Annotated in this window: 26 protein-coding genes; 15 read left to right on the top strand and 11 right to left on the bottom strand. The window is 61.0% G+C overall.

All coding sequences use genetic code 11. The annotated features are described in order from the left end of the window. Window positions 1-30: 30 nt before the first annotated feature. Entirely contained in the window at window positions 31-927 is an 897-nt protein-coding gene (locus tag TSACC_RS06965; RefSeq protein WP_153811316.1) for an alpha/beta hydrolase, read from the top strand. A gap of 50 nt (window positions 928-977) precedes the next feature. Further along, window positions 978-1,469: a 3D domain-containing protein gene (locus tag TSACC_RS06960; RefSeq protein ID WP_075078646.1), complete on the top strand. Its 492-nt coding sequence runs from the start codon at window positions 978-980 to the stop codon at window positions 1,467-1,469. Window positions 1,470-1,504: 35 nt separating this feature from the next. Here TSACC_RS06960 and TSACC_RS06955 read toward each other — a convergent pair whose 3' ends face one another. Both TSACC_RS06955 and purH read right to left on the bottom strand, forming a co-directional pair. Continuing rightward, window positions 1,505-1,825, bottom strand: a complete 321-nt coding sequence (locus tag TSACC_RS06955; RefSeq protein WP_075078645.1) for a hypothetical protein — start codon at window positions 1,823-1,825, stop codon at window positions 1,505-1,507. 44 nt (window positions 1,826-1,869) lie between these two features. Beyond that, window positions 1,870-3,393: a bifunctional phosphoribosylaminoimidazolecarboxamide formyltransferase/IMP cyclohydrolase gene (purH, locus tag TSACC_RS06950; RefSeq protein ID WP_075078644.1), complete on the bottom strand. Its 1,524-nt coding sequence runs from the start codon at window positions 3,391-3,393 to the stop codon at window positions 1,870-1,872. A 117-nt stretch (window positions 3,394-3,510) separates the two neighbouring features. Between purH and TSACC_RS06945 the strand changes: the two genes are divergently transcribed. From TSACC_RS06945 to TSACC_RS06935, 3 genes are all read left to right on the top strand, one after another. After that, window positions 3,511-4,320 carry an ABC transporter permease gene (locus TSACC_RS06945; RefSeq protein ID WP_075078643.1) on the top strand — a complete coding sequence of 270 codons (810 nt, stop codon included), beginning with the start codon at window positions 3,511-3,513 and terminating at the stop codon, window positions 4,318-4,320. A gap of 4 nt (window positions 4,321-4,324) precedes the next feature. Then, complete coding sequence (locus TSACC_RS06940) at window positions 4,325-4,765, top strand: EamA family transporter (protein WP_075078642.1); 441 nt, start codon at window positions 4,325-4,327, stop codon at window positions 4,763-4,765. Between the two features lie 138 nt (window positions 4,766-4,903). After that, entirely contained in the window at window positions 4,904-7,219 is a 2,316-nt protein-coding gene (locus TSACC_RS06935; protein WP_169809565.1) for an LPS-assembly protein LptD, read from the top strand. 531 nt (window positions 7,220-7,750) lie between these two features. Here TSACC_RS06935 and TSACC_RS06930 read toward each other — a convergent pair. From TSACC_RS06930 to TSACC_RS06915, 4 genes are all read right to left on the bottom strand, one after another. Next, window positions 7,751-7,978, bottom strand: a complete 228-nt coding sequence (locus tag TSACC_RS06930; RefSeq protein ID WP_153811315.1) for a hypothetical protein — start codon at window positions 7,976-7,978, stop codon at window positions 7,751-7,753. A gap of 51 nt (window positions 7,979-8,029) precedes the next feature. After that, window positions 8,030-8,482: a type II secretion system protein GspG gene (locus TSACC_RS06925; protein ID WP_269084867.1), complete on the bottom strand. Its 453-nt coding sequence runs from the start codon at window positions 8,480-8,482 to the stop codon at window positions 8,030-8,032. Window positions 8,483-8,500: 18 nt separating this feature from the next. Next, window positions 8,501-9,781, bottom strand: a complete 1,281-nt coding sequence (locus TSACC_RS06920; protein WP_075078638.1) for a type II secretion system F family protein — start codon at window positions 9,779-9,781, stop codon at window positions 8,501-8,503. A gap of 61 nt (window positions 9,782-9,842) precedes the next feature. Continuing rightward, window positions 9,843-10,427: an MBL fold metallo-hydrolase gene (locus TSACC_RS06915; protein WP_169809564.1), complete on the bottom strand. Its 585-nt coding sequence runs from the start codon at window positions 10,425-10,427 to the stop codon at window positions 9,843-9,845. Window positions 10,428-10,537: 110 nt separating this feature from the next. Between TSACC_RS06915 and TSACC_RS06910 the strand changes: the two genes are divergently transcribed. From TSACC_RS06910 to trxA, 3 genes are all read left to right on the top strand, one after another. Continuing rightward, on the top strand, window positions 10,538-12,730 hold the full coding sequence (locus TSACC_RS06910; RefSeq protein ID WP_075078636.1) for a carboxy terminal-processing peptidase: 2,193 nt from the start codon (window positions 10,538-10,540) through the stop codon (window positions 12,728-12,730). A 153-nt stretch (window positions 12,731-12,883) separates the two neighbouring features. Beyond that, on the top strand, window positions 12,884-13,750 hold the full coding sequence (locus TSACC_RS21715; protein ID WP_153811314.1) for a hypothetical protein: 867 nt from the start codon (window positions 12,884-12,886) through the stop codon (window positions 13,748-13,750). Window positions 13,751-13,852: 102 nt separating this feature from the next. Beyond that, window positions 13,853-14,182: a thioredoxin gene (gene trxA / locus TSACC_RS06895; RefSeq protein WP_075078633.1), complete on the top strand. Its 330-nt coding sequence runs from the start codon at window positions 13,853-13,855 to the stop codon at window positions 14,180-14,182. A gap of 334 nt (window positions 14,183-14,516) precedes the next feature. On the opposite strand, the gene TSACC_RS06890 is transcribed toward trxA, so the two are convergent. The 4 genes from TSACC_RS06890 to TSACC_RS06875 are packed head-to-tail and all read right to left on the bottom strand — an operon-like array spanning window position 14,517 to window position 17,415. Continuing rightward, window positions 14,517-14,930, bottom strand: coding sequence for an ACT domain-containing protein (locus tag TSACC_RS06890; protein WP_075080602.1), 414 nt, complete (start codon window positions 14,928-14,930; stop codon window positions 14,517-14,519). A 47-nt stretch (window positions 14,931-14,977) separates the two neighbouring features. Further along, window positions 14,978-15,340, bottom strand: coding sequence for a 6-carboxytetrahydropterin synthase QueD (gene queD / locus TSACC_RS06885; RefSeq protein ID WP_075078632.1), 363 nt, complete (start codon window positions 15,338-15,340; stop codon window positions 14,978-14,980). A 7-nt stretch (window positions 15,341-15,347) separates the two neighbouring features. After that, window positions 15,348-16,004 carry a radical SAM protein gene (locus TSACC_RS06880; RefSeq protein WP_075078631.1) on the bottom strand — a complete coding sequence of 219 codons (657 nt, stop codon included), beginning with the start codon at window positions 16,002-16,004 and terminating at the stop codon, window positions 15,348-15,350. Then, the gene (locus TSACC_RS06875; protein WP_075078630.1) at window positions 15,994-17,415 is read right to left on the bottom strand and encodes a gluconokinase; all 1,422 of its coding nucleotides are present in this window, start codon (window positions 17,413-17,415) and stop codon (window positions 15,994-15,996) included. The genes TSACC_RS06880 and TSACC_RS06875 overlap by 11 nt, the downstream gene beginning before the upstream one ends. A gap of 87 nt (window positions 17,416-17,502) precedes the next feature. Here TSACC_RS06875 and folE2 point away from each other — a divergent pair, with 87 nt between their 5' ends. The 7 genes from folE2 (at window position 17,503) to TSACC_RS06840 (ending at window position 24,133) form a co-directional block, all read left to right on the top strand. Then, window positions 17,503-18,279: a GTP cyclohydrolase FolE2 gene (folE2, locus tag TSACC_RS06870; protein WP_075078629.1), complete on the top strand. Its 777-nt coding sequence runs from the start codon at window positions 17,503-17,505 to the stop codon at window positions 18,277-18,279. A gap of 9 nt (window positions 18,280-18,288) precedes the next feature. After that, on the top strand, window positions 18,289-18,705 hold the full coding sequence (locus tag TSACC_RS06865) for an ATP-binding protein (RefSeq protein WP_075078628.1): 417 nt from the start codon (window positions 18,289-18,291) through the stop codon (window positions 18,703-18,705). Then, a complete protein-coding gene (locus TSACC_RS06860) occupies window positions 18,702-19,445 on the top strand; it encodes a L,D-transpeptidase family protein (RefSeq protein ID WP_075078627.1) in 744 nt (247 codons plus the stop codon). Before TSACC_RS06865 ends, TSACC_RS06860 begins: the two co-directional genes overlap by 4 nt. A 61-nt stretch (window positions 19,446-19,506) precedes the next feature. Then, window positions 19,507-20,769 carry a carbohydrate porin gene (locus TSACC_RS06855; RefSeq protein WP_202815918.1) on the top strand — a complete coding sequence of 421 codons (1,263 nt, stop codon included), beginning with the start codon at window positions 19,507-19,509 and terminating at the stop codon, window positions 20,767-20,769. A gap of 28 nt (window positions 20,770-20,797) precedes the next feature. Further along, window positions 20,798-21,733, top strand: coding sequence for a putative antibiotic biosynthesis monooxygenase (locus tag TSACC_RS06850; protein WP_075078626.1), 936 nt, complete (start codon window positions 20,798-20,800; stop codon window positions 21,731-21,733). A 39-nt stretch (window positions 21,734-21,772) separates the two neighbouring features. Beyond that, window positions 21,773-22,258, top strand: coding sequence for a nucleoside deaminase (locus TSACC_RS06845; protein WP_075078625.1), 486 nt, complete (start codon window positions 21,773-21,775; stop codon window positions 22,256-22,258). A gap of 324 nt (window positions 22,259-22,582) precedes the next feature. After that, window positions 22,583-24,133: a PhoH family protein gene (locus tag TSACC_RS06840; RefSeq protein ID WP_202815917.1), complete on the top strand. Its 1,551-nt coding sequence runs from the start codon at window positions 22,583-22,585 to the stop codon at window positions 24,131-24,133. Between the two features lie 48 nt (window positions 24,134-24,181). Here TSACC_RS06840 and TSACC_RS06835 read toward each other — a convergent pair whose 3' ends face one another. Beyond that, a complete protein-coding gene (locus TSACC_RS06835; protein ID WP_237763910.1) occupies window positions 24,182-25,891 on the bottom strand; it encodes an ABC transporter ATP-binding protein in 1,710 nt (569 codons plus the stop codon). Window positions 25,892-25,929 lie beyond the last annotated feature (38 nt).

The following is a 25,929-nucleotide window of genomic DNA, read 5'->3' as shown; positions in this document are numbered from 1 at the left end:
TTACTTCGCCCCCTACCCACCGTCGGCACCATGCCTCCAAAGACCCTGACCTACGCCGAAGCCATGTCCGCCCTGGAAAAGGAGATCGCGTCCACGCCCGATTCCGTGCGCGAAGACAGCCGGCCAGTGGTCCTCTCTCATGGCGCTCCCACCGAGCGCGTGTACGTCCTGCTCCATGGCCTGTCCAACAGCCCGGCGCAGTTCGGCAAGCTCGGCCATATCCTCTACGAACGCGGTGCCAACGTCGTCATTCCCCGCATGCCACACCACGGGGAGAAAGACCGCCTGACCGATTCCTGGAAAGGCATTACCGCCCAAGAGTTCGCCGACAGCGCCTCCCTCGCAGCCACGCTGGCCCGTCCTCTTGGTAAACACCTCACGGTCGTCGGCCTCTCCGTCAATGGCACCTGCGCCGCCTTCCTCGCCCAGACCCGCTCCGACATCGATCAGGTCGTGGTATTGGCTCCGTTTCTCGGCCCCAAGGGGCTGCCCGAGTGGCTGCTCACGCCCACCGCGCGTCTGCTCGTCACCCTGCCGAACGTCTTTCTCTGGTGGAATCCGCAGCTCAAGGATCAGGCCCCCGCTCCCCCGCAGACCTATCCTCGCTTCCCCACCCATGTCATCGGGCAGGTCATCGTATTGGGTCAGTCCATCATGCGCTCCGCAGCGACCGAGCCACCCAAGGCCGGACGCATCGTCGTCGTAATGACCGAGGCCGATAAAGCCGTGAACAATGCGGTCAACGAACACCTCATCGCCCTTTGGAAGGCGAAGCGCCCCGATGCCGTGATCACGCATGTCTTCAGCAAGGAGGAGAACATCATGCATGACTTCATCGACCCCGCTCAGGTCTACCAAAAGACCGATTTCGTGTATCCAATTCTCCTCGGCTTGATGGAAAGCGCTCCCGCAAGCAACTTGCAGTAAAGTAAAAAACCGGTTGCGGTGCCGGAAACCCTCCGTAGGGTGCCGACCCTATGAACGCTCGAAAGCACCTACCGACCGCACTGTCGTTTCTGTGCGCGATGGGCCTTGCCTGCGCCTCAGCCAACGGGGAAGCCCGCACGCGATTCGACGGAATTCGCACGACTGCATACACTTACGGAGCAGATCAAAATGGCTCCGGCAACGAAACCCGCAATGCCTTGGGCAAACCGCTGAAAACCGGCAAGCTCCAAAGTGCCGCCGCCGACTGGTCGCAATGGCCCGTGGGCACTCACTTCCGTGTCGTGGAGACCGGTCAGGAATACGTCGTCGACGACACCGGCAGCGCCTTGGTCGGCACCAACACCATCGACCTCTTCAAGTCTTCCGCCCGCGCGATGAACAACTGGGGCGTACGTCACGTCACCATCGAGATCATCGAGTGGGGTTCTCCGGAGAAAAGCCTCGATATTCTCCGCGACCGCACCCGCGTGAAACACAATCGCGAGATGGTGCAGAAGCTCGAGAAGGTCCTCGCGACCTGAAGACAGTCAGGCCGCTTCCCGAAAAGAAAGACGTCTCAGTTCCCCGACGCAATCCAGGAGGATTCGTCGGTGGATACCACCAGCGACTGGAGATCCGCCGCCTTGTCGAAATAGGCATTATAAAGCGCGACCTCCTCCTGGTGTTTCCAGGTGTTGGCCGTCCAGGCGATCGCCACGGCGGCGACCGCAGAGATCGGTGCCACCCAGCGGAACCACCGCATGAAGCCGCCCGCGCGCACCTGATGCTCGGCGCGCACGGTATTCACCACCCGCCGGGCGAAATACGGCGACGCTGTCCGGCCGGGCGCTTTGCCCAGCAGATCCCAGAGTTGGTCGCGTTCGTCAGACGGTTTCATGGCTTCAGAGGATGAAACGCCCCGGCAGCAGGAAAGTTGCGAACTTAGTGACGGAAATGTCGCAGGCCCGTGAAGACCATGGCGACGCCATGCTCATTCGCGGCGTTGATCACATCCTGGTCGCGCACGGAGCCGCCGGGCTGGATCGCAGCCGTGGCACCCGCCTCGGCCGCGGCGATAAGGCCATCGGCAAAGGGGAAGAACGCATCGCTGCAAACCGCGCTGCCCTTGAGGGACAGACCGGCCTCTTGAGCCTTCCACACCGCGATACGGGAGGAATCCACTCGCGACATCTGGCCAGCGCCGATGCCCAGCGTGCGATCCTTGCCCGCATACACGATGGCGTTGGATTTCACATGCTTCACGACCTTCCAGCCAAATTCCATCGCCTCGATCTCGTCCTTCGTTGGCGGACGCTGGGTGACGACCTTGTGCTCGAGCTCCGGCACGTCGGCGGAATCGCTGTCCTGCACGAGCAGGCCGCCCAGGACGGAGCGAATATCGCGACCGCTCTCCGGGGGACGGCGCAGGAGCTTCATCAGGCGGAGGTTCTTCTTCTTCGAAAGAAGCAGGCGGGCGTCCGCGTCGAACTCCGGCGCGATGATCACCTCGCTGAAAATCTCCGAGATGCCCTTGGCCAGGGCGAGATTGAGCGGACGATTGCAGATGATGATACCGCCAAAGGGCGCCTGCTTGTCCGTGGCGAAGGCCTTGTCCCAAGCCTCGCGCAGGTCGGGATCGGTGCCGACACCGCAGGGATTCGTGTGCTTGAGAATCGCCACCGTGGGCTTGGTAAACTCCGAGATGAGCGCTGAGGCCGCGCTGATATCGAGGATGTTATTATAGGAGAGCTCCTTGCCCTGGAGCTTCTCAAAGTAGGAACTGAAATCTCCATAGAGCTCGGCGTGCTGGTGCGGATTCTCACCGTAGCGGAGGCGGAGTTCCAGCGGGAGCTCAAGGCGGAAGGCCGCCGAGGTTTCCTGCTCCTTGTTGAGATACCCCGCGATCGTGCGGTCGTACGAGGATGTCGTGGTGAACGCCTTGATGGCCAGGCGCTCGCGTACCGCGAGACTCGTGCCGCCGCCCTCTTCCTTCATGCTCTCGATCACCGCGGCGTAGTCTGCGGGATCGGTCACGACCGTGACGGACTGATAGTTCTTGGCCGCGCTACGGATCATCGACGGACCGCCGATGTCGATCTGCTCGATGGCCTCGGGGAGAGTGACGTCCTCCTTCGCGATGGTCGCCTCAAAGGGATAGAGATTCACGACCACGAGATCGATGGGCTTGATGCCGTTGGCTGCCGCCTGGCGCTCGTGCTCCTCGTCGCCTCGGATGAAAAGCAGGCCGCCATGGATCTTCGGGTGCAGCGTCTTGACGCGTCCGTCGAGGATTTCCGGGGAACCGGTGAACTGGGAAACCTCCACCGTGGGGATACCCTCGGCTTGCAGGGTCTTTGCCGTTCCTCCTGTGGAGAGAATTTCCACCCCGTGAGCGTGCAGCTCGCGGGCGAATTCCACGACACCGGTTTTATCGGAGACAGAAATGAGCGCGCGTTGAATCTTCATTTGGCAACAAACGCGTCATGCTGGATGGAAGCTCGCCGCCCCGCGAGCATAAAATCCGCCCGGCATTTCCCCATCTCCAGGCTTTGCCTCCGGCCGGGAGCCGCTAGGCTGTCGCCGATGCGTTCCGCCGCCAAATACTGCACCGTCTTCACGACCGGCCTGCAGAATACCTTTGTCTACCGGTGGAACTTCCTCCTGCGCTCGGTCTTCGAGTTTGTTCCGCTCATCGGGACCGTCTTTATCTGGCGGGCGCTCTTCGAGGCTCGGGGCGAGACGATCGCGGGGTACACCTTTGGGCAGATGATCTACTATTTCCTGCTCATTCTGCTGGTGGAGCACCTCGTGACCCCCTCGGATGACGAATGGCAGATCGCCTCCGACATCCGCAACGGCCAGATCAACAACTTCCTCTCCAAGCCCGTCGACTATCTCGCCTACCGCGTCACCATCTTCCTCAGCTCCCGACTGCTCTATACCACCATCACCATTGTCCCGGTGGCGGCGGTGTTTTTCTGGTTCCGGGGATTCATCACCCTGCCCGAGTCGTGGACGACATGGCCGATCTTCCTCGTCTCCCTCGTCATGGCGGGCGCGCTTCAGTTTCTCATTGCCTATGCCCTGGCCATGCTGGCCTTCTGGATTCTCGAGATCTCGACTATTGTCTTCATCCTCTACTCTTTCGAGTACTTCCTCAGCGGCCGCCTGTTTCCGCTCAACATCATGCCCGACTGGCTGCACAACATCCTTATGCTCCTGCCCTTCCCCTATGAGCTGTACTTCCCCGTCGCGATCCTGACCGAAAAGGTGAAGGGCACCGAGCTCTGGATAGGTCTCGGCATTCAGGCCGCCTGGGTATTGATCGCCTTCCTCGGCGCACGCTGGATGTGGAGAGCCGGGTTGCGCCGTTACGAATCCGTCGGGGGATAACACCATGTGGTTCGTCTTTGCCCTCGTCGCCGCCATCTGCTGGGGAGCGAGCTATGCCTCGAGCGGCCGGGTCATTGAGCGCGGGATGTCGCCGCTGGTCTTTTTCTTCTACTTCACCGTCTCCGGCGCGGTTTGGTCGATGGCTTCGCTGCTGATCTCCGGCAGAGGTGCCCGTATCCTCTCCGAGCCCCGAAACCTCGGGGGAGAAATCTGGTGGCTGGTCCTTTCCATCGTCACCTCGTGCATTGGCGGCCTTTGCATCTACCACGCCATCGGCGGTCGCAATGCCACCGTCGCATCGCTCATCGAGATCTCCTACCCGCTCTTCGTCGCCCTTTTCGCGTGGCTGTTCTTTCGCGAACTGCAAATGAACTGGCAGACCGCTCTCGGCGGCCTGCTCATCCTCTCGGGAGTGAGCGTCGTCTTTCTCGCCAACCGTTCGTAAAAAATGGCCAATTCCGCAAGCACGCGCCTCCACTGGAAACTCGAAAGCGGATTCTCCTGCTCAAAGATGCCCGCTCACGGGGAAAATCGTCTTTTTCTCTTGCCACCCCAGACCCGCAAAATAGCCTGCCCATTTCGCATGATGACACGTTGTTTTACGGCAGTCCTGATCTGGCTGGCAGGCGCAGTTTGCGCTCTTGCCCAGTTCGGCAGCTTCGGGGATGTGCCGGTTGAGATCAATGCTGATGGCAATACCCGCTTCGAGGGAGGCGTCGCCATCGCCGAGGACAACGTGCAGATTCACTACGGCGACTACAGTATTTATTGCGATTACGCCGAGTATAATCCTGACACCCGCGACGTCCTGCTCGTGGGCAACATCCGACTTTACACCCCGACCGACCTCCTTACCGGCCAGCGCGCCCTCTTCAATCTGGAGACCAAGCAGATGCGCGCCCTCGAGTTCTCCGGCAGCCACTACCCGGCCCTCTTCCGTGCCACCAGTCTGCGCGCCCCCTCGCTGAATGAATTCAACGTCACCGACGCCATCATGACGACGGACGACTCATCGCAGCCCGACTTTCACGTAAAGTCCCGCAGCGTACGTATCTATCCCGACAGCCGCGTCATCCTGCTCAACTCGACCCTCTATGTCGGGCAGACGCCGATTTTCTGGTTCCCGTACCTCTTCGCCAATACGACCAATACCGGCTTCCAGTTCCTCCCTGGCTACGATTCCCGCTGGGGCGCCTTCGTTCAGACCTCCTACAGCTTCCCGATCGGGCCCAATAACAGCATCATCGCCAAGGCCCACCTCGATCTGCGCTCAAAGTTCGGCCCAGCCGTCGGTGGCGACCTTCTTTTCCGTTACGGCAAAAATGACCGGAGCTTCGGCGAACTCATTACCTATTACGTCGCTGAAACCAAGGATGTGAAGACCGTCTCTGCTCCTGGCGAGCCGACGGAAACGCGTACGACGAATCGCTATCGCGTCACCTTCAAGCACCGCCTCTTCCTCACCGACGACATCTACGCCACCGCCGACCTCAACCTCATCAGCGACGTCGACTTCCTGGAGGATTTTTACCCGTCCGAGTTCCGCGTCGACCCCTACCCCGACAGCTACCTGAGCGTGACGAAGTGGGACGAGTTTTACACCCTTACGCTCCTCGGTCGCTGGCAGCTCAATGACTTCCAGGATACCACGGAGCGCCTGCCGGAAGCCGTCTTTGACTTCAAACAGCATCGCCTCTTTGGTCTCCCGGTCTACTACGATGGAGAGACCAGCGCCGGCAGCTATCGCCGCATGTTCTCCAACGATCCGCAATTCGACGAGACCGAGTTTGAGAACTACGGCTCGTTCCGCTTCGACACCTTCCACCAGCTCTCCTACCCGATGCAGTGGTTTGATTGGCTGAACGTCACCCCACGCGCCGGCATCCGCGCCACGGCGTACTCCAAGAGCGGCTCTTTCATCAACCAGACCGGCGTGGAAGAAGTCGATCCGGAGACTGGAGAGGTGCAGATCATCGACGGCCCCAACCAGCCCAACGAGCTGAATGCTCCAACCACTCAGCTCAATAACGGTGGCTCGCTCTTCCGCCCGGTGGCCAACTTCGGAGTCGAGGCGTCTACAAAGTTCTCCAAGGCTTACGAGAAAATCCAGTCCCGCTGGCTCGGCCTCGACGGTGTGCGGCATGTCGTGCAGCCGTATATGAACTACTCATACGTCTACAATTTCGGACCCGGGCCCGATGAGATCCTGCAGTTTGACCGCGTTGTGCCGTCGACCCAGCTCATGCCCATCGATTTCCCGCAGTTCACCGCCATCGACACCATCGATACCTGGAACATCATGCGCCTCGGTATTCGGAACCGTCTCCAGACCCGGCGTGACCAGAGCACCTACCAGTGGTTTACGATCGACTCCTTTGTCGACGTCAACTTCCAGAACCCCTACACGGATGCCTCGGTTTCGAACTTCTTCAACCTCATGCGGTTCCGTCCCGTTCAGTGGTTCTATCTCGATGTGCAATCCCAGACCCCGGTGGTCGAGCAGGGATTCACGGAATACAATACCGCCTTCAACTTCATGCCGACGCGCGACACCTATTTCCGCATCGGCCACCGCTACATCGAGGGCAACGATTACTTCGACAACAACAGCCAGCTCGACTTCTACGCCTACTTCCGCGTGAACGACAACTGGGCCTTCAGCTTCTACGAGCAGTACGAGTTTGAATCCTCGGTACTCCAGTACCAACGCTATCTCCTCCATCGCGATCTCTCGAGCTGGGTGGCCTCGATCGGCGCCCAGGTCCGCGACAACCAGGGTGGCGACACCGATTATGGTCTGCTCCTCATCCTTTCGCTGAAGGACGCCCCGCAGGTTACCCTGCCGTTCGCCTTCGACAATGCGACGTCGCCGATGCAGCCCAACTCGAACGGCAACTAGCATTCGCCGGACGCGAGATTTCGTATACCGCGTCCAGATCGGCGATCGGGTCCACTCGCAGTTACCGCACGCGTCCTTTCCAGCCCCCGCCTGAGCTATTTCCGTCTCTGGCAGAGAGAGCGGCTTCCTCACCGGCAGTTCACGGGATAAATCGCCAGGGATCGCCAGCAAACATGAAATCGCCCGAGGGTCTGCTGGTTTCGCTTAATCGGGCTGGTGCACTTGATGATCCGCGATGAGAGCAGGTCGGAGGCAGTCTGTGGCCGAGATGCCGCGGGATGGCCTGGCCCCATTGGCTCATTAGCGTCACACAAGAAAAAGGCACCACCTCCCGCGCCGGAGCCTCCGGCCACAGCAGAGAGAATGCGCAGGCTCCCTCAACTACCATTGAGCGCCAGTTAGGTTCACTCGCCCGAACGAAGAACTCCTGCATACGACGCCCTCTCGACGGCCCTTGACGGACGAGTCGCCGGATTTCCCCGCACACTTGCCCACGCAAGCGCGTTCTCACCCTCCTTCTCCCGAGGATCCTTACGAGGCGTGTTTGCGACGCTCTTCGGCAGCTACTCCCGCGACTGCAAAGAGTATGCCGCCGATCATCACCAGCCCGAAGCCGGCAACAGACAATACGGACGCGACGGTCGTCACCGCGGCTTGCGAATGTGCAGGTCGCGGAGCGCCCATCAGGTATGCCGTAATGTCCGGAGACGTCATGGCAAACAATCCCGTCAGGATCACAATGATGGCTAGACCTTTCATGGTGTCCTCAAATGAAGCTTCCTCCATTTCAGGAGGAACGCAACACGGGACTTACCAGTTTTTAATCCAGCCGTTGGAGTTCGTGGATTTGTTCGCAGCAGTCCAGAGATCAAAGAAATTTGAACCGCTGCGATTGGTGGCGCCGGGATACTGATACCCGTACGTCACACCCCAGGGATCAATCATGTCGCCGTTGGAGTTGGTCATGTTCTTCGGGAACTCGAAGTAGACCTTTCCCGTGGCAGGCATCAGGTTTGTGACGACAAATTTATTCCCCGTCGCATTCGTCGTGAATGTTCCCGTCGGGTAGTCCCCATTGTCCGCCTTGTAGCTCTCCAACGCCGCGCTCAACGCAGCAATCTCGCTTTGGGCGCGACTGCGGGCCGCCTTGTCCTGGATGCCGCCCGCGGTGCTGAGCACCAGGGCGGCCAGGATGGCGATGATCGTTATGACGACCAGGAGTTCCACCAGCGTGAAACCATGGAAAGATGTGCGTTTCTTCATGTTCATGGGGAGCGGCGGCTAGCCGCCTTGTTGCTGCATTCCACTGATGATGCTGATGAGCGGCAGGAACAGAGCGATAACGATCGTGCCGACCACGATGGCGAGGAACACGATCATGATAGGTTCCAACAGTGACGTGAGACCCGCCACGGCGTTGTCCACCTCATCATCGTACACTTCCGCGACCTTGAGCAGCATCTCGGGCAGTTGTCCGGTCTCCTCACCCACGTCGATCATACTGATAACCATGGGAGGGAACACGCCACTGGCCTCGAGCGGGTGAACGATGGACTCACCTTCCTTGACGCTGTCGTGCACTTTGCCGATGGCGGCAGCGATGACCGAGTTGCCCGCGGTTTCACGGGTGATATTGAGAGCCTGAAGGATCGGCACACCGCTCGTCACGAGGGTACCGAGCGTACGACTGAAGCGGGAGATCGCACTCTTGCGGGTGAGATCGCCGAAGAGCGGAGCCTTGAGCTTGAAGGCGTCGATGATCGCGCCGCCCTTGGCCGTCTTGCTCATCACGTTGTATCCGATGACCAGCAGGATGATGCCGCCGATAATCAGGAGGATGTTGCTCTTGACCATGTTACTCGTGGCGATGACGAAAGTCGTCAGGGCCGGGAGCGGCTTGCCGCCGAGCATGTCATCAAAGATGGCCTGGAACTTCGGCACGATAAAGACGAGCAGGAAGCCCATGATCAGGATGGCGATCACCAGCACGATCGCCGGATAAAACATGGCCGATACGACCTTGTTTTTGATCTTCTGGGCCTTTTCCTGAAACTCGGCCAGACGCAGCAGCACCAGCTCCAGCACACCGCCCAGCTCACCGGCCTTCACCATGTTCACATAAAGCTTGTTGAAGATCTTGGGGTGCCCGGCGAGGCTCTCCGAGAAAGTGCCGCCACCCTGCACGGCCTCGGCCAGACTCACGATCACCTTGCGCAGGACCTGATCCGGCTCCTGCTTGGCCAGCACGGTAAGTCCACGCAAAAGGGGCAGACCGGCATCGATCAGCGTAGCGAGCTGGCGGGTAAAGATCATCAGGGTCTTGCCCTTGACCGTCTTGCGCTCCAGGAAGGGGATCGAGATGTTGATCTGCTTGTTCGCGGCAGTGGCAGCCTTGGGGGCCTTGATCTTCGGAGCCTTTCCCTTGCCCTCTTCAAAGATGCTTTTCGGGAAATATCCTGCCTGGCGGAGCTGGCCTACCGCAGCATTTTGAGAATCGGCTTCAATAACTCCCGAGGCTTCTTGGCCGCGGGCGTCTAGGGCAACGTAAGAATATCGAGGCATGATGGGGTGAACGAGTCGATCTGGTTAAAATACACTGTCTGCCCGGGGAGGAAAGAACTGTCTACACCTGAAGGAAAGGATTTTCCGACTTTTCGCGTCCGATCGTCGTAGCTGGCCCATGGCCGGGCAGCACGATGACATTGCCGGGAAGAGGAAAAAGCTTGGCCTTGATACCCTGGAAAAGCTGCTCTCCGTTTCCTCCCGGTAAATCCCAACGCCCGACTCCGCCGCAAAAAAGAACGTCTCCACCAACCAGCACACCCTCGTCTTTGAAGTAATAGCACAGGCTGTCCGGACTATGCCCCGGGACATGAAAGGTCTGCATCGAGACACCGGCCACCTCGACGAGCGGACTTTCCTCGAGGAGGTGCGTCGGCGTAAAGGGCTCGATCTCAAGTTCAAAGCCCCACCGACGAAAGAAATCCCGATCCGTCACCATCGGCACCGTATCGACATGGCAGTACGAGGGGCAGCCGTGACTGGCGATGAGCGCGGCGGCATCAGCGACATGGTCAAAATGCCCATGCGTGAGCACGAGGGCATCGATCCGCTCGTCGAGATAAGCCTGGTAGGCGCCCTGGGGAGCATCGAAGAGAATACGCGCGCCGGAGGGGGCTTCGTAGAGGTAGCTATTGGTGTCCAGCACGCCTCCGGTAAAGGTTTTGAACCGATTCGGTGAAAAATGGTCAGAGTATGAGATGTCCACGTTTGATTTTCTTACCATCCTCTGCAAGGTTTGCCGACGCCGATAAAATCATGGGTACGTTATCACGCTTAACAGGGCGCCTCCTCCTCCCGGCACTCTTCCTCCCCTCTCTGGCGTTCGCACGCGATACGGTCGATCCCGGACAGATCGCCATTTCCGTCGCACGCTGGCTCGAGCAGGGGCACTACACGCGCCAGAAGCTCGACGACGAGATGTCGGCGAAGTTTCTCCAGACGTACCTGACCGCGCTGGACTACAATAAACTGTATTTCACCCAGCAGGACGTCGACGAGTTCGAGAAGAAATACGGCACCACGCTGGGCGACAGCGTTCTGCGCGGCGATGTGTCGCCCGCCCGGGAGATTTTCCAGAAGTTCAAGGCCAAGGTGGAGGCCCGCGCGGTCAAGAACACGGCCCTCATCAAGAAGGACTACAAGTTTGACAGTAATCGCACGGTGGAGATCAACCGTCAGGATTCTCCCTGGCCGAAGGACGAAGCCGACGCCGACCGTATCTGGGCCGAGCGCATCGAGGCGGAGCTCCTCCGCGAGGATCTCGCCGACCTGAAGCTGCGCCCGCCGAAAGAAACCGTCACGCGCCGTTACGACCAGGTCGTGCGCAATGTCCGCGAGATGGACGATGAGGACGTGGTGAAGACCTTTCTCACCTCCCTCGCCCAGACATACGACCCGCACTCCGAATATCTCAGCCAGTCGGACCTGAAGAACTTCCAGATCTCCATGAAGCTCTCGCTCGTGGGTGTGGGCGCCGTCCTCTCGTCCGAGGATGGTTACGCCAAGATCAAGGAAGTCGTCCCCGGCGGCCCGGCCGATCTGGATGGTCGCCTGAAAGTCAACGACCGCATCGCAGCGGTAGCCCAGGGCACCGACGATTTCGAAGACGTGGTGGATATGAAGCTCGACAAGGTCGTGGAGAAAATCCGTGGCAAGAAGGGCTCCACCGTCCGCCTCATGGTCATCCCGGGCGACGCGACCGATCCCTCGAAGCGCAAGGTCGTGGAGATCGTGCGCGATGAGGTGAAACTCAAGGACCAGGAAGCCAAGGGCGAGTTGCTCGACATCAAGGGGCCGGACGACAAGACCACCCGCATCGGGTGGATCACGCTGCCCTCCTTCTATGCCAACATGGACGACTCCGGCGCGCCAAAGAGCACCACGGAGGACGTGGCCGCCCTCATCGGCCGCCTCAAGCGTGAAGGCATGCAGGGGCTGATCATCGACCTGCGCCGCGATGGCGGCGGCTCCCTCGAGGAAGCGATCAATCTCACCGGGCTCTTCATCCCGCGCGGCCCCGTCGTGCAGGCCAAAGACCCGAATGGCAAGATCTCCGTCTCGCAGGATACCGACCCCGGAGTGGCTTACAGCGGTCCGCTCGTGGTATTGATGAACCGCCTCAGCGCCTCCGCCAGCGAGATTTTCGCCGCCGCCCTGCAGGATTACGGCCGCGCCGTGATCGTGGGCGACGAGCGCAGCTTTGGCAAAGGCACCGTGCAAACCGTGCTGAAAATCGGCCAGCTCATGCCGTTCTTCAGCCTTGGCTCCTCGGAAGACGACTCGACCAAGGCCGGAGCACTGAAGCTGACCATCCAGAAGTTCTACCGTGTGAAGGGCGGCTCGACCCAGCTCAAGGGCGTGGAATCTGACATCGTGCTGCCGTCGCTCAGCGATCAAAAGGAGTTCGGGGAAGGTTCGCTCAAGCATCGTCTCCCGTACGACGAGGTGGCTCCGGTCAAGATCACGGAATCCAATGTGGCAACACCCCTCGCCATCGATGAACTCCGCGCCCGCTCCTCCCAGCGCGTGGCTGGCGATCCCGAGTTTGCCTACGTGAAGGAGGACATCACCCGCATCAAGGACAAGGTCGAGAAGAACACTCTCTCGCTCAACGAGAAAGAGCGCAAAGCCGAGCTCGACGCCGACAAGACGCGCAAGGAACACCGCGACGCCGAACGTATCGCTCGCGGCCCGGTCTTTGACGTGAAAACCTACGAGGTGCGCCTTGACGACGTCTCCGCTCCCAAGCTGCGCCCTGTCGCTTACAACCGCAAGCCGGACAAGGCCGCCATGGCGGTCGATGACGACGAACCGGCGGACCCGAAGAAACCCGACGTACCGCAACCGGACCCCATCCGAGACGAAGCGCTCCGCATCATGCGCGACTACATCAACCTGAACCGCCAGGACAAGACCGCCAGCGTTCAGCCTGAGAAGTCTCTGCAGTAACCGGAGGAGTCAAAACTCCCGCAAGCCTGTCAGGAAATCCCCCTGAAACGCCGCCCTCCGCGGCGAATTCGCCGGGGGATTTATTGACACCGCCAGAGGAATTTGTGACTATCGACAAGTTAGTTCAATCCTGCTGCCCCAAAACAAAGTCCTATGGCTGACGAACCTAAGAAGGAAACCGTACGCATCGTCCTCCCCCCGCGCCGGGACGGTCAACCTCTTGCCTCGAATCCTCGCGAAACCGCGATGATCAACCTTCCCCCCAAGCCCGTGCCGAAACCTCCGGCCCCAGCCGCTCCTGGTGCAGCACCTGCTCCGTCCGTGCCGCCTCCGGCTGGTATCAAGCCCCCGGCACCCCCATCGGTGCCTCCGGCCCCCGCCGCCCCGGCAGCAGCCGCTCCCGCAGCTCCCGTTTTGCCCAAACCTCCGGTAGTTCCGCCGGCCGCTCCCAAGCCGCCGTCCGTACCTCCGGCCCCGGCCTCCGCTGGTGCGCCCAAGCCGCCAGTCGTGCCGCCGGCAGCCCCGAAACCTCCGGGCAGCCTCCCGACTCCTCCTGTGGCTCCGAAGCCCCCGGGAAGCGTGGCCACTCCTCCAGCCGCTCCGGCTGGCGCAGTGAAGCCCCCGACCCCTCCTGCCGCTCCGGCAGCTCCGGGTCCAGTGGCTCCCGCACCCGCCCCGGCGGCTTCCCTTCCCGGCAAGCCCGCCGCCGCAGCGCCGGCTCCGGCCATCGCACCGGCTCCGCTGAGCGCGGAAAGCAAGAAGGAGACAGCCAAGGTTCCCGTGGGCGCACCCGCCTCCAAGGCAGGCTTGCCCCAGGCGACTGTCCAGCTTCAGAAGAAACCCCCGGTTTCGACCTCGGCCTCCACGTCGAAGTCCGTGCCTCCGGGAGCAGCCATCAGCGTGGCTCCCCAGCCCGCGGCCCCGGCTGCTGGCGGCGAGATCACTCCGGTCATCGGCGGCGCCGCTCTCGGCCTCTCGCTGATCGCCTTTGCGATCCAGCTCTGGGTTTACTTCAGCTAAAAAGAATAGCCCGCATTTCCAACGGGAAGCTCTCCGAAAAGGGGGCTTCCCGTTTTTGCTTTATGTGGCGAATTTCCGTTTTTCTGCTAACCTCTCAATCCTATGGCAAACGCGAATGTTGTTGAACTGAACGACACCAACTTCGAATCCGTGGTTTCCTCGGCTTCCGAACCGGTGCTGGTTGATTTTTGGGCTCCTTGGTGCGCTCCTTGCCGTATGCTCGGTCCAGTGGTCGATGAAATCGCCACGGAATCCGTCGGCAAGTTCAAGATCGCCAAGGTGAATGTCGACGACTCCCCGATCGTCGCGGAGAAATTCGGCATCCGCCACATCCCCGCGCTCCTTTACTTCAAGGGCGGCGAGAAGAAGGACCAGTCGCTCGGCATGACCGGCAAAGCCGAGATCGTGCGTCGCCTCGAAGCTCTCGCCTGATCCGACAGTTTTCCAAGAAAACGCCGGGCGGTTTCCGTCCGGCGTTTTTTATTCCCTGAAAGTCACGAGACGAGACTCGCCGGGGTGTCCCATTGAGTCCCACGCCCCGCAGTGGCACGAGCGCTTCCAGCAATCCGGCGCAAATGGACAAGCGTCCTCAAAGGAAAAGACATGGAGCGGGTGGACAGCCGCCCGAGCCACAAAGACATCGCGCTTCGTGCTGTCGTCCATTGACGGACGGTCCGACTCGCCGAAAACGCTCCCGTTGCCCGAGTCGGGCCTTGCGACGTCATACTCACCCCACCGTAAACAGCGGGGAATCCTGAAACGCCCCCTATTCGTTCTCGAACAGCTTGGCCGACTGAAGCACCTTGAGGGCCTTTTTCGGATCGGCCACGCGGACGATGAGCAGGCCCTTGCGGGCGGAGGGCATCGAGGCCAGATAGGCGTACTCGATGTTGATTTTCGCCTTGGACAGGGCCGCCGCGATGCGGGAAAGACTGCCCGGGCGGTTGTCATTCTCAAACATCAACACCTCCGTCTCCAGGACAAGGGTGCCGCGGGTTTCAAAAATGGCCAGCGCCTTGCGCGTGTCACTGACGACCAGGCGGACGACCGCATGATCGACCGTGTCGCTTACGGTCAGGCCGTAAATATTGACTCTTTCTGCGGCGAGGGCATCGCAAACTTCCGCCAGGGTGCCGGGTTTGTTGGCGATGAAAACGGCGAGTTGCTCAACAATTCTCACTTCGACGCGGATGGTAATCCCTTCCGCGCCAATAAGCAAGGACGAGGCTATTCGCCGCGGTAAATGCAGCGGGCGGTCGGCGTCTCGTGCACGACGATCTCCGCCAAACCCGGCAGGGTCGGGGTCAGCTTGCGCCAGAACCACGCGGCAATGTGCTCGATGGTGGGATTTTCCAGCTCGGGCAGCTCGTTCATGTACTTGTGATCGATGTAGTCGAGCAGCGGCTCCATGGCGCGGCTGATCTCGGCATGGTCGTAGACCCAGCCCATGTGGGGGTCCACCTCGCCCTCGACCACGATTTCGACCTTGAAGCTATGGCCATGCATCGACCCGCATTTGTGCCCGGGAGGCACGTTGGGCAATGATTGACCTGCTTCGAAAAAGAAATCCTTAGAGAGACGAGCTTTCACCCCGGCTTTATACCCCTCTGGCGCGCGGTTCCCAAATGAATTTGTGCATTTGCAGCTGAAACCGGGCGGGAAGCCGGTCATCCAGCATCCATTGCACGATGTCTTTGGGGTCGATTTTTCCGAAAACCGGGCTCAAAAGCACGGCCCTTACGCGAGAACCGAGGTCGTATCGACCGATCTGCTCGCGGGCCCATTCGTAATCCTCTCGCGAACCGAGGACGAATTTTACCTCATCCCGCTCGGTCAGGTGCGGGATATTCTCGTAGCGATTACGCCCGGACTCGCCGCTGGAGGGCGTCTTGAGGTCGACGATGCGATGGACCCGCGGGTCGATGCCCGAGATGTCGTGGGCGCCGCTCGTTTCGATGAGCACGGTTTTTCCGGCATCGCAAAGGGCGGCCATGAGCGGCTTGACGTTCTTTTGCAAGAGCGGCTCGCCCCCCGTCACCTCGACCATCGGACATGGCATGTCCGACACCTCGGCCAGCACCTCGCTGACCAGCCGTTTTTTCCCCTCGTAGAAGGCGTACTCGGTATCGCAGTAGGAGCAGCGCAAGTCACAGCCGGTCAGCCGGATAAACACGCACGGCAGCCCCGCCCAGGTGCTCTCTCCCTGCACCGAGAGGTAGATTTCGTTGATTGTGAGTTTGGCGTTATCGTCCACGAGCCATCAAAGCCTCCAATTGAGCCTGCTTCCGGCGCTCGTCAACATAGAGCTTCTGAAGAACAGGCGATGGCAGGATGGGATTGCCGAGCTTTTGCTCCTCGATCGGCGCTCCCAGTTTCTCGAGGGCGAAAATCGCCCCGCCCCGCAGGGAAGCCTCGGCCTCGGGATTGGCGTAGAGCGGACTGCCGATGACATTGGCGAGACGGCGCACGGCGGACTTCGATTTCAGGATGCCTCCGCCAAGGATCCACTTCGGCTGGCGGCGGCCAGCGATCATCTCGGCGATGGTGGCGAGGCGAAGGTAAAACCCTTCGTTGATCGCCTGCAAAAGGTCGATGGCGGTCGTATCGTGGCGCAGGCCGACGATGGTTCCCTGCGCGGCCTCGTCCCAGCTCGGAGCCCGCTCCGCCGACCAGAACGGCAATACCGTGAGGCCGTGCGTGGCCTGCGGGCGCAGAGCGAGGGCTTTCTCGATTTCCGCGGGATCGTCGGAGAGCTTCAGCTCGCGCAGGCACCAGGCGTGGAGATTTCCAGCATTGCTGACCGCTCCGCCCACGAGGTAGCGGGAGGCGTCGACGCGATAGGCAAAGAGGCCGAACGGCGCCTTGGCCACCGGTCCCTTTTTCATGATGCGCAGGGCGGCGCTGGTGCCGACATTGATGGCTCCGAAGCCCGGCCGGGTCGCGCCGGAGCCGAGATTGCTCGCCGCGCCATCGCCAATGGCGGGGAACCACGGCACGCCCTTCCACAGGGTCGGCGCGTCGGTCACCGGCAGCATACGATCGGCGGAGAAATCGCAGGCTTCGAGCATGAGCTCGCTCCAATCGAGTTTCGTCGGGTCAAACAACCCCGTGCCTGTGGCCATGCCGATGGCGCAGGTGGCGCGTCCGGCGATCTTCCACTGCACCCACTCGGCGGGCGACATCCAGTACCGCACCTTGCGAAACCGCGCGCGGTCGGTGCGCTTGATCCAGCGCAGCTTGGCCGGCCAGAAGGAACTCCGCAGCATGCAGCCGGTCTCCTCGTGGACGTCCTGTTCGGAGAACTCCGCCCGGAGACGCGCCGCGTCCTCCCGGCAGCGAGAATCCGCCCAGGTATAGATCGGGGTCAGCGGATTCCCCTCCTCATCCGTGCCGAGCAGGCTGTGCCAGAAGCACGAAACGCCTACGCCCGAGATGGCATGCCACCCGGCAGCGGCGGTCTTCAGGCAGGCCTTGGCCTGGCGGAGGAGTTCAAACGGGTCGAGCTCAGCCGTGCCATCAGCGGCGGTACGGAGGGTATAGGTGCGCTGGGCAAAGGTTCCGGGCAGGCGCTTGCCACGGGGATCAAAGAGGGCGGCCCGGACGGAGGAGGTGCCCAGGTCCAGGGCCAGGACGGGAGCGGACTTCACCCGGGAGAATTTCCCCATTGGCAGGGGGAAAATCCAGCTTCCAGTCGATTTCCGCCGGATTTTCTTTCGTGCAGCCCCCTCCGGAGCAGGTATGCTGGGGATTCCATGACCCTGCAAGATACACAGAACCAGCGTGATGAACGCCGGTTGCCCATCGACCGTGTGGGCGTAAAGGATCTGCGCTATCCGATCCAGATTCGCGACAAGGATCACTCGCTGCAAAGCACCATCGCCACGGTGCAGCTCACCGTCGACCTGCCGCATCATTTCAAGGGCACGCACATGAGCCGCTTCGTCGAGGTGCTCAACTCCCACGGCCCCATCCTCCACGTCGACAACATCCGCGACGTGCTCGAGCAACTGACCAGAAAGCTCCAGAGCACCTGCGCACATGTGGACTTTGAGTTTCCCTTCTTCCTCGAGAAAAAAGCTCCCGTCACCGGCGCAGTAGGCCTCATCGACTATGTCGCACGGTTCAACGCCACAGTGGAGAACGGCAAGATGGATTTCATCGTAACCACGGTCGTGCCCGTGACCACCCTTTGCCCCTGCTCCAAGGCGATCAGCGCCCGCGGCGCGCACAACCAGCGCGGTCACGTCACCCTCGCCGTCCGCTGTAGCAAGCCGATGTGGATCGAGGATATGATCCGCCTCGTCGAGGACAGCGCGAGCTCGGAACTTTACAGCCTGCTCAAGCGCCCCGACGAAAAAGCCGTCACCGAACGCGCCTACGACAACCCCGTCTTCGTGGAAGACCTCGTGCGCAATGTCGCATCCCGCTGCGAGAAAGACGCCAATATTCTCTGGTATCGCGTGGAGGCGGAAAATTTCGAGTCCATCCACAACCACAACGCCTACGCCCTGATCGAAAAGCACGGCTAGACCTCATCCATGGCGGCGACGGCAGCATACACCATCCAGGGAACCCTGCCTGAGTTGAGCCGGGTGGCCGCGTTGATGACGTCTTTCCTCGAGGATCAGGAAACGCCGCCGGCTGCAATCTTCGCCGCCAATCTTGCGCTGGAGGAGATCGTGACCAATACGATAAAGTATGGACTCTTCCCTGAGGTGCATCCCGGCATCTCCATCTCGGTCCATGTGATGGCCGATCACGTGGAGTTGGTCATCGAGGACGAGGCCGCGGCCTTCGATCCCTTTTCGGTGGAAACTCCCGACACCGCCACTCCGCTGGCGGAGCGCCCGGTGGGCGGCCTCGGCATTCACCTTATCCGCAACATGCTCGACACCTTCTCGTACGAGCGCAGCGGGCATCGCAACATCATCCGCCTGACGAAGCGCTTCTCATGAGGCTCCTCCTACTCCTTCTCACTCTGGCCGTCTGCCAGCCGGTCTTCGCGCTCGACTCCTCGGTGCGCCAGTTGATCGTCTCCATCGCGCCGACATGGGATTCCTCGGTCGGCAAACTCCAGCTCTTCGAGCGTCAAAAGGACACCTGGATGCCAGTCGGTGAACCCGTCCGGGTTCTTTACGGCAAGAACGGCCTGGCCTGGGGCAAGGGCGAACTCGGCCAGGAGCAGCAGGGAATTCACAAAGCCGAGCGAGACAAGCGCGCCCCGGCGGGTGTCTTCGCCCTCGGCACGATTTACACCTACGACAAGGCTTTGCCCGATGGCGCGAGCTATCCTTTTCACACCATCACGGCAGCCGACGCCTGGGTAGACGATCCGCTGAACCCGCTCTACAACCAGCATGTGGTGATCGATCCGGCAAACCCTCCGCCGTGGTTTGAAAAACAGAAGATGCGGCTCGACGATCCGCCGCATCGCTGGCTGGTTGAGATCCGGCACAACAGCGACCCGCCGGTTCCCGGGGCAGGCAGTGCCATTTTTTTTCACATCCAGCGCGGACCGGACCGCCCCTCCGCTGGCTGCACGGTAATGACTCAGCCCGCCATCGTTCGGCTCATCCGCTGGCTGCGCAAGGGGGACAACCCGCACTACGTGCTGCTCCCGCGCGAGGAATATCTCCGGTTGTGGAAGACCTGGGGATTGCCTGATCCCAAGACTTCCCCCGCCCTGTTTGACTAAACAGGCCGGTTCTTCTTGCCATCGGGGTGATTTCCGCGCTCACTGGCGGTCACTCCCCCACGTGCCCATCCGCTCCACAGTTTGCGCCGTGCTCGCGCTGGCCGGTCTCCTCGTATGTCACGCCGAGGAGAGTCGCCTCGGCATCAGTTCCAACCCTGGAGCCACAGACGCCTTCACCGGCACCGGTCAGGTCGCCGAGTGGCTCGGCCTGAACCCCGACTGGGGAATCCGGCTCGGCGGCATCTGGGTCGGCGACACGAATTACCTGATCTCCGGGGGGAACGATCCCGGCAGGTGGTCGTGGAACAGCCTGTTCATCGCAGGCCTCGCCGTGGATGCCGAAAAGCTCGTCGGCTGGAAAGGCGGGGAGTTCGGCATCGAGTTTCTGCAGTTCAACGGACAGGCCACCAACCAGCAGGCGGGAAGCGCACAGGGGTACAACTCGCTTCCCGGACCCGACCCGCTGGATCGCTCCGAGCTGTATCAACTTTGGTGGCGGCAGGAGCTCTTTGACGGGAAACTGATCTTTCGCGTCGGCAAGCTCGTGCCCACGGATGATTTCAACAACGTCCTGCGTCCCGTGCCCGAGCAGGACCAGGCGCTTGCGATCCCTGCGGTGACCGGCCTCGCGTTTACCCCGGTGTTTGTGAATTCCACCCTGCTCGGCGTGATGCCGGGCTATTACAACTCCGCGTGTGGCGTCACCGTGACTGTCGCGCCGACCCGGGAAACCTACATTTCCTATGGCTTTTACGATGGCAACGTGGCCTCGGGCGCCCAGACGGGTATGCTCGGTCCGCAATTCAACGGTTATTACTTTCAGATCCTCGAAATCGGCGGAGCCTGGGAAATCGCAGGCCTGCCCGGCAGCGCGGGACTCGGAGGCTGGCTGCAAACCGGGGAGATGAATGGCGGCAATAACTCGAGCGAATCCGGCGCGAGCGGTTTTTATCTGTTCGGTTCCCAGCGCCTCTGGCTGCGCCACCCGGGAAAGGACAATTCGGGGATCAGCGCCTTTGCCCAGTTTGGAGCCAATACCTCGAGCACGCTGCCCTTCCGAGAATATCTTGGTGGCGGACTTACAGCATTCGGCCTCGTGCCGGGCCGGCCGGACGACTCCGTCGGAGCAGGCCTGGCACTGGCGTGGCTCAATGCCAATGACTTCAACCGCAGCAGCGAACTCATGTTCCAGACGTATTACCAAGCCCATATTTGGAATGGCATATATGCGCAACCCGTTGTCAGTTTCATTCCCACTCCTGGAGGAGGATCGGACCTCGATCCCGCCTGGGCGCTGACCATGCGAGTAAGCGTGCTTTTTTAAAATCACCCCCCATCCTCTTTCCATACCGATGGCCGCACTCATCCACGTCCTGCTCACCCGCCTGCCCATTCGTGAAGACCGCCGCGACCAGATCGTGGCCTGGCAGGCCGAGGCTGTGACGCTCGCCTCCGGGTTCCCGGGTTTTGTCAATGCAGAGGCCAAGCCCCCGACGTCCAACGGCAAGAGGGAGTGGATCACCATCCAGCGCTTTACTGGCGCCGGGGAGTTGCAAACATGGCAAACCTCGCCGGAGTGGATGGGATTGCTGGAAAGAGCGCGGCAGCATCTGCCCGAGGGTACAGAACCGATCGCCGAAGTCCGTGTCGACAACGCCGAGTCCTCGGAGGGAGTGACCGAAGTGATCATTACGAAGGTCAAACCAGGGTGCGAGGATGCCTACCGTGCATGGGAGACCCGGGCGCAGCAGGCCCAGGCGCGCTTTCCCGGTTACCTCGGGTCGTATGTCCAGCCGCCGTCGAGCGCCAGCCAGGGCTGGACGACGTTGATGCGCTTCGCCACACCGGGGCAGTTGGAAAACTGGCTCAACTCCCAGGAACGCGCCGCGCTGCTGAGGGAAGCCGAAGCGCTTATTGACTACGCCCACGTGCAGCACGTGCCGGGGTCGTTTCCGGGATGGTTCCCCACCGATCCCCGCACGGGAAATGGCCCGCCCAACTGGAAGGCGGCAATGCTCGTGCTCCTCGGCCTTTATCCCATCGTCATGCTGGAGGTGCGGTTCCTCAGCCCCCTGCTGGCCTCGCTGAACTCCGCCTTCGCGACCTTTGTCGGCAACTCCATCAGCGTGGCTCTCACGACGTGGGGAACGATGCCGGTCTTTGTCGCCATGTTCGGATGGTGGCTTTTCCCGAAGAACCCGAGCCGCAGCATGGACCTGCGCGGCGCGCTCGTCATTCTGGCCGGCTTTGCCGCCGAGGTCGCGGTGCTCTGGCATCTTTTGTATTGACCCTTCCCTCACAACGAAACCCACACCCATCCACAAAACATGAGCCAACCTGATCACGAAAAATTCATCCGCCGAGCCATTGCCAACTCGCGCCGGGCGTCCCTGGAACTCTGCACCGGAGGCGTCTTCGGAGCAGTGCTCGTCAAGGACGGCGAAATCATCTCCGAGGGCATGAACCGCGTCGTCGCCAGCCATGATCCCACCTGGCACGCCGAGATGGAGGCCATCCGGCTCGCCTGCATTTCGCTTCAGAGCTTCAAGCTCACCGGCTGCACGCTTTACACCTCAGCGGAGCCCTGCCCCATGTGCATGGCCACGTGTTACTGGGCCGGTATCGACCAGGTATTTTACGCCGCCACGGTCGAGGACGCGTTCAAATACGGCAACTTTGACGACAGCCCGATCTACAAGCAGCTCGCCCTGCCCAAGGAGGAGCGTACGATCAAGATGACCCAGATCCTCCGCGAGGAAGCCGTCGAGGTCTGGAAACAATATCACGAGAAGCCGGACCGGGTTCAGTACTAGTCCGTAACCATCCAGAGAAATGGCCAAAAGAGCGCCGGGTAATCCGCCCGGCGCTTTTTTTGTTCCACCGGGATCGCCCACCCCATTGTGGTTTTGGCCTTCGCAAATCTGATTCAACCACAATATTTTGATTGTATCTGCGGAGCAGGAGATGTAAGGGAGTGCTCAGGTTTGGACTGCTCGACCAATCAACTCGTTTGGAATCGCGTCCCGGGTCCGTCACGGATTCCCAGTCTTCGTCGCCTCTACTCTCCACCGTCCCCACCCTCGTCGTGTCGGTGGCTGGAGCGGATCACTTTCCACGTCACCGACTAACCGCAACCTATGCATCGAACCAACCTGATGGATGTCCCCGAGGAACAAAGCCTCTTCTTCTCCACCCCCCAGCGCCCGGAAGGGCGGGACACCTCAGGGATGGTGAAAAATTTCGTGCTGGATACCAACGTGCTGCTGCACGACCCGCACAGCCTGAACCGCTTTGAGAACAACCATGTTTTCATCCCGGTCGAGGTGCTTTCAGAACTCGACCGATTCAAAAACGAGCAATCCGAGCGCGGAGCCAACGCCCGCACGGTGCACCGGTTCCTTAACCAGATATTCGGCCACAACGCCAAGAGCGTGATCAAGGGCGCGCCCACGGCCGGCGGCGGCTCGGTCTGCATCCTCGTCAACGACGCGCTGGATGCAGCCAAGCTTTCCCCGGCGATGAAGCGTTTCCTCAAGATCTTCCCGGATCAGGAAAGAATGGATCATCGCATCATTGGCGCGTGCCTCGCCCTGCAGGAGCGGGAAAAAGCGCCGACCATCCTGGTCACGAAGGATCTCAACATGCAGCTCAAGGGCCTCGCCATTGGCCTGACCTGCCAGGATTACCTGAATGACAAGGTCTCGGTGAAGGATGCCGAGGGCTACGACATGCGCTCGATCATCATCGAGTCGCACGAACTACAGCGGTTCGGCAGCGCCCGCGAGATTCATCTCGAGACCGCCCGCACCGGAGCAATGGAGATCAACGAATACGTGCTTCTCAAGGCCTCGGACGAAAAGCTTCTGCCGGCGCGCCATATCGGAGAGGGAAACTTCATCCGGCTGAACATCCCGCAAAGCCTGCAAATGCCACGCGGCATCGAGCTGCGCCCGGCGAATCCCGGCCAGCAGTGTTTCCTCGATGCCCTGCTCGATCCCGAGATTTCCCTCATCACCTGCTACGGCCAGGCGGGAACAGGCAAGACGCTCATGGCGGTGGCTGCGGGATTGTACCTGACAGGCCTCCACACCTTCAGCGGCATGACAGTGAGCCGCCCGGTGGTGGCGATGGGCGACACGCTGGGCTTCCTGCCCGGTACGCTTAATGAAAAGATGCACCCCTGGCTCCAGTCGATCTACGACGCCTTTGAGGTGTTGCTCCCATTGAATCCGCCGAAGACGAAGGAGAACTCCAAGCCCTCTTCCGAGCGCAAGAAGCAACAGCAGCATCACCAGCACGCGCAGCCCGCCCAGACGGTTCCCGGCGCACCCAACGGCCAGCATCCCATCGTAAAACCTTACGAACAGCTCATGGCTCGCGGCCTGTTGGAAATCGAGGCTCTTTGCTACATCCGCGGACGCTCGATTCCGGACCGGTTCTTCGTCCTGGATGAAGCCCAGCAGCTCACGCCGCTCGAAGCCAAGACGGTCGTGACCCGTATGTCCAAGGGTTCCAAGCTCGTGATGGTCGGCGACCCCGCCCAGATCGACAATCCCTACGTGGACAGCCGGTCCAACGGGCTCGTCTATACCCGCAATCGCCTGCGCGGACAGAGCATCACGGCCCACATCTCCCTCTCCAAGGGGGAACGCAGCCCGCTCGCCGAGATGGGCGCGAGCATGATGTAATTTCCCAGGAGCCGGGATGCCTCCGGGCGTCCCGGCTTCATTTTACCCCTACGCCGCGACTGCGTCCTGCCGGGCGAACTGGAGCTTGTGGAGGTGGTGATACAGGCCGCCCTTCTTGAGCAGTTCGTCGTGACGCCCCTGCTCCTCGATGCGGCCCGCCTTCAGCACGAGAATGCGGCTGGCATTGACGATGGTGGAGAGCCGGTGCGCAATGACGATCGAGGTGCGTTTTTCCATCAGGCGCTCAAGAGCCTCCTGCACGAGCCGCTCGGATTCCGTATCAAGCGCCGAGGTGGCTTCGTCAAGGATGAGGATTTTCGGGTTCTTCAGGATCACCCGCGCAATGGCGAGGCGCTGCCTCTGCCCGCCGGAAAGCTGCATGCCACGCTCGCCGAGCATGGCTCCGTAGCCCTGGGGACTTTGGACGATGAACTCATGCGCGTTCGCCGCCTTGGCTGCCTCATACATTTCCTCGTCCGTCGCCTCCGGGCGGCCATAGCGGATATTTTCCGCGATCGTGCCGGAGAAAAGGATATTGTCCTGCATGACGATTCCGATCTGGCGGCGCAGCGACTGGACGTTGTAATCGCGGATGTCGAGATCATCGAGCAGGATGCGCCCGGCGGTGGGATCGTAAAACCTCGCCAGGAGTGTAATGACAGTCGTCTTGCCTGATCCACTGGGTCCGACCAGCGCAATGGTCTCACCAGGATTTGCCCGGAAGGAAAGATCGTGCAGCGTGGTGTGCTGCGGCCGGTAGGCAAAGGAGACGTGGTCAAAGGTGATGCTGCCGTCGAGCTTTGGCAATTGCGGGAGCTTCTCGTTCTCCGGGATGTGCGGCTTGGTATCGAGGAGGGCGAAGATTTTCTCCAGCGCCGTGGCCGCCTGCTGGACGATGGCATTGGAATCCACCACGCGGATGATCGGCGTGTAGAGCAGGCCGAGGTAAAACAGGAACGCCGTTAGCTGACCGATGGTGAGCTCGCCCTTGCCGTTCATCACGAGCCAGGAGCCGTAGCCAAGGACAACAAAGACACCGATGCCGGTCAGAAAATCCGCCCCGACGCTGAGGAGCGAGTTGCGCCAGACCACGCGGCTGTAGTTCACATAATCCGCCTCGATACGCTGGCGGAAGCTCTCGATCTCCGTCCCCTCCGTGGCAAAGGCTCGCACCAGCCGGGTGCTGGCGATGCGCTCGTGGAGGAAGCTCATCACGCGGTCCCAGTTGCGGCGATGCGTACGGCTTTCCACTCGCAGGCGGCGGCGGTGCCAGAGGTAGTTGAAAACGAAGAGCGGCAGCAGCGTGTAGGTCACCACGGCGAGAGGCCAGTGGGCGTTGGCCAGGACGACGAGGACGCCGATGATCGTAATGATGTCGCCGATGAAATTCACCGACGCCCCGGTGACGAGGCTGTGAATCGCCGCCGTATCGCCGCTGATGCGGTGGACGATCTTTCCCGTGTGGCGGGAGTCGTAAAACCGGAGCGAGAGGCTTTGCAGGTGCCGGAAGAGATCCACCCGCAGATCGCAGGTGATGCGCATGCCGGTCTGCTGCGTATAATAGTTGCGGCTGAGGATGCTAATACTGCGCCCGAGCACCGAGAGGAGGAAAAACCCGAGAGGCCACATCACCGTGGCCCATGGCTGAACCTTCGCCGCCCCGTCGACGATACGACCGATCAGCCAGGGCCGGATCAGGTCAAATCCCGCCGCGATCAGCAGCAGGAAAAAGATCACGATCAGTCTCCTCCAGTACACGCAAAGGTACGGGAGAAACCTCTTGATGGTGGGCCAAA

Origin of the sequence: Terrimicrobium sacchariphilum (assembly GCF_001613545.1) — a bacterium.
Lineage (GTDB): Bacteria > Verrucomicrobiota > Verrucomicrobiia > Chthoniobacterales > Terrimicrobiaceae > Terrimicrobium > Terrimicrobium sacchariphilum.
Note: the sequence above shows the minus strand (reverse complement) of the source record. Positions and strands in the feature narration are given on the sequence as shown.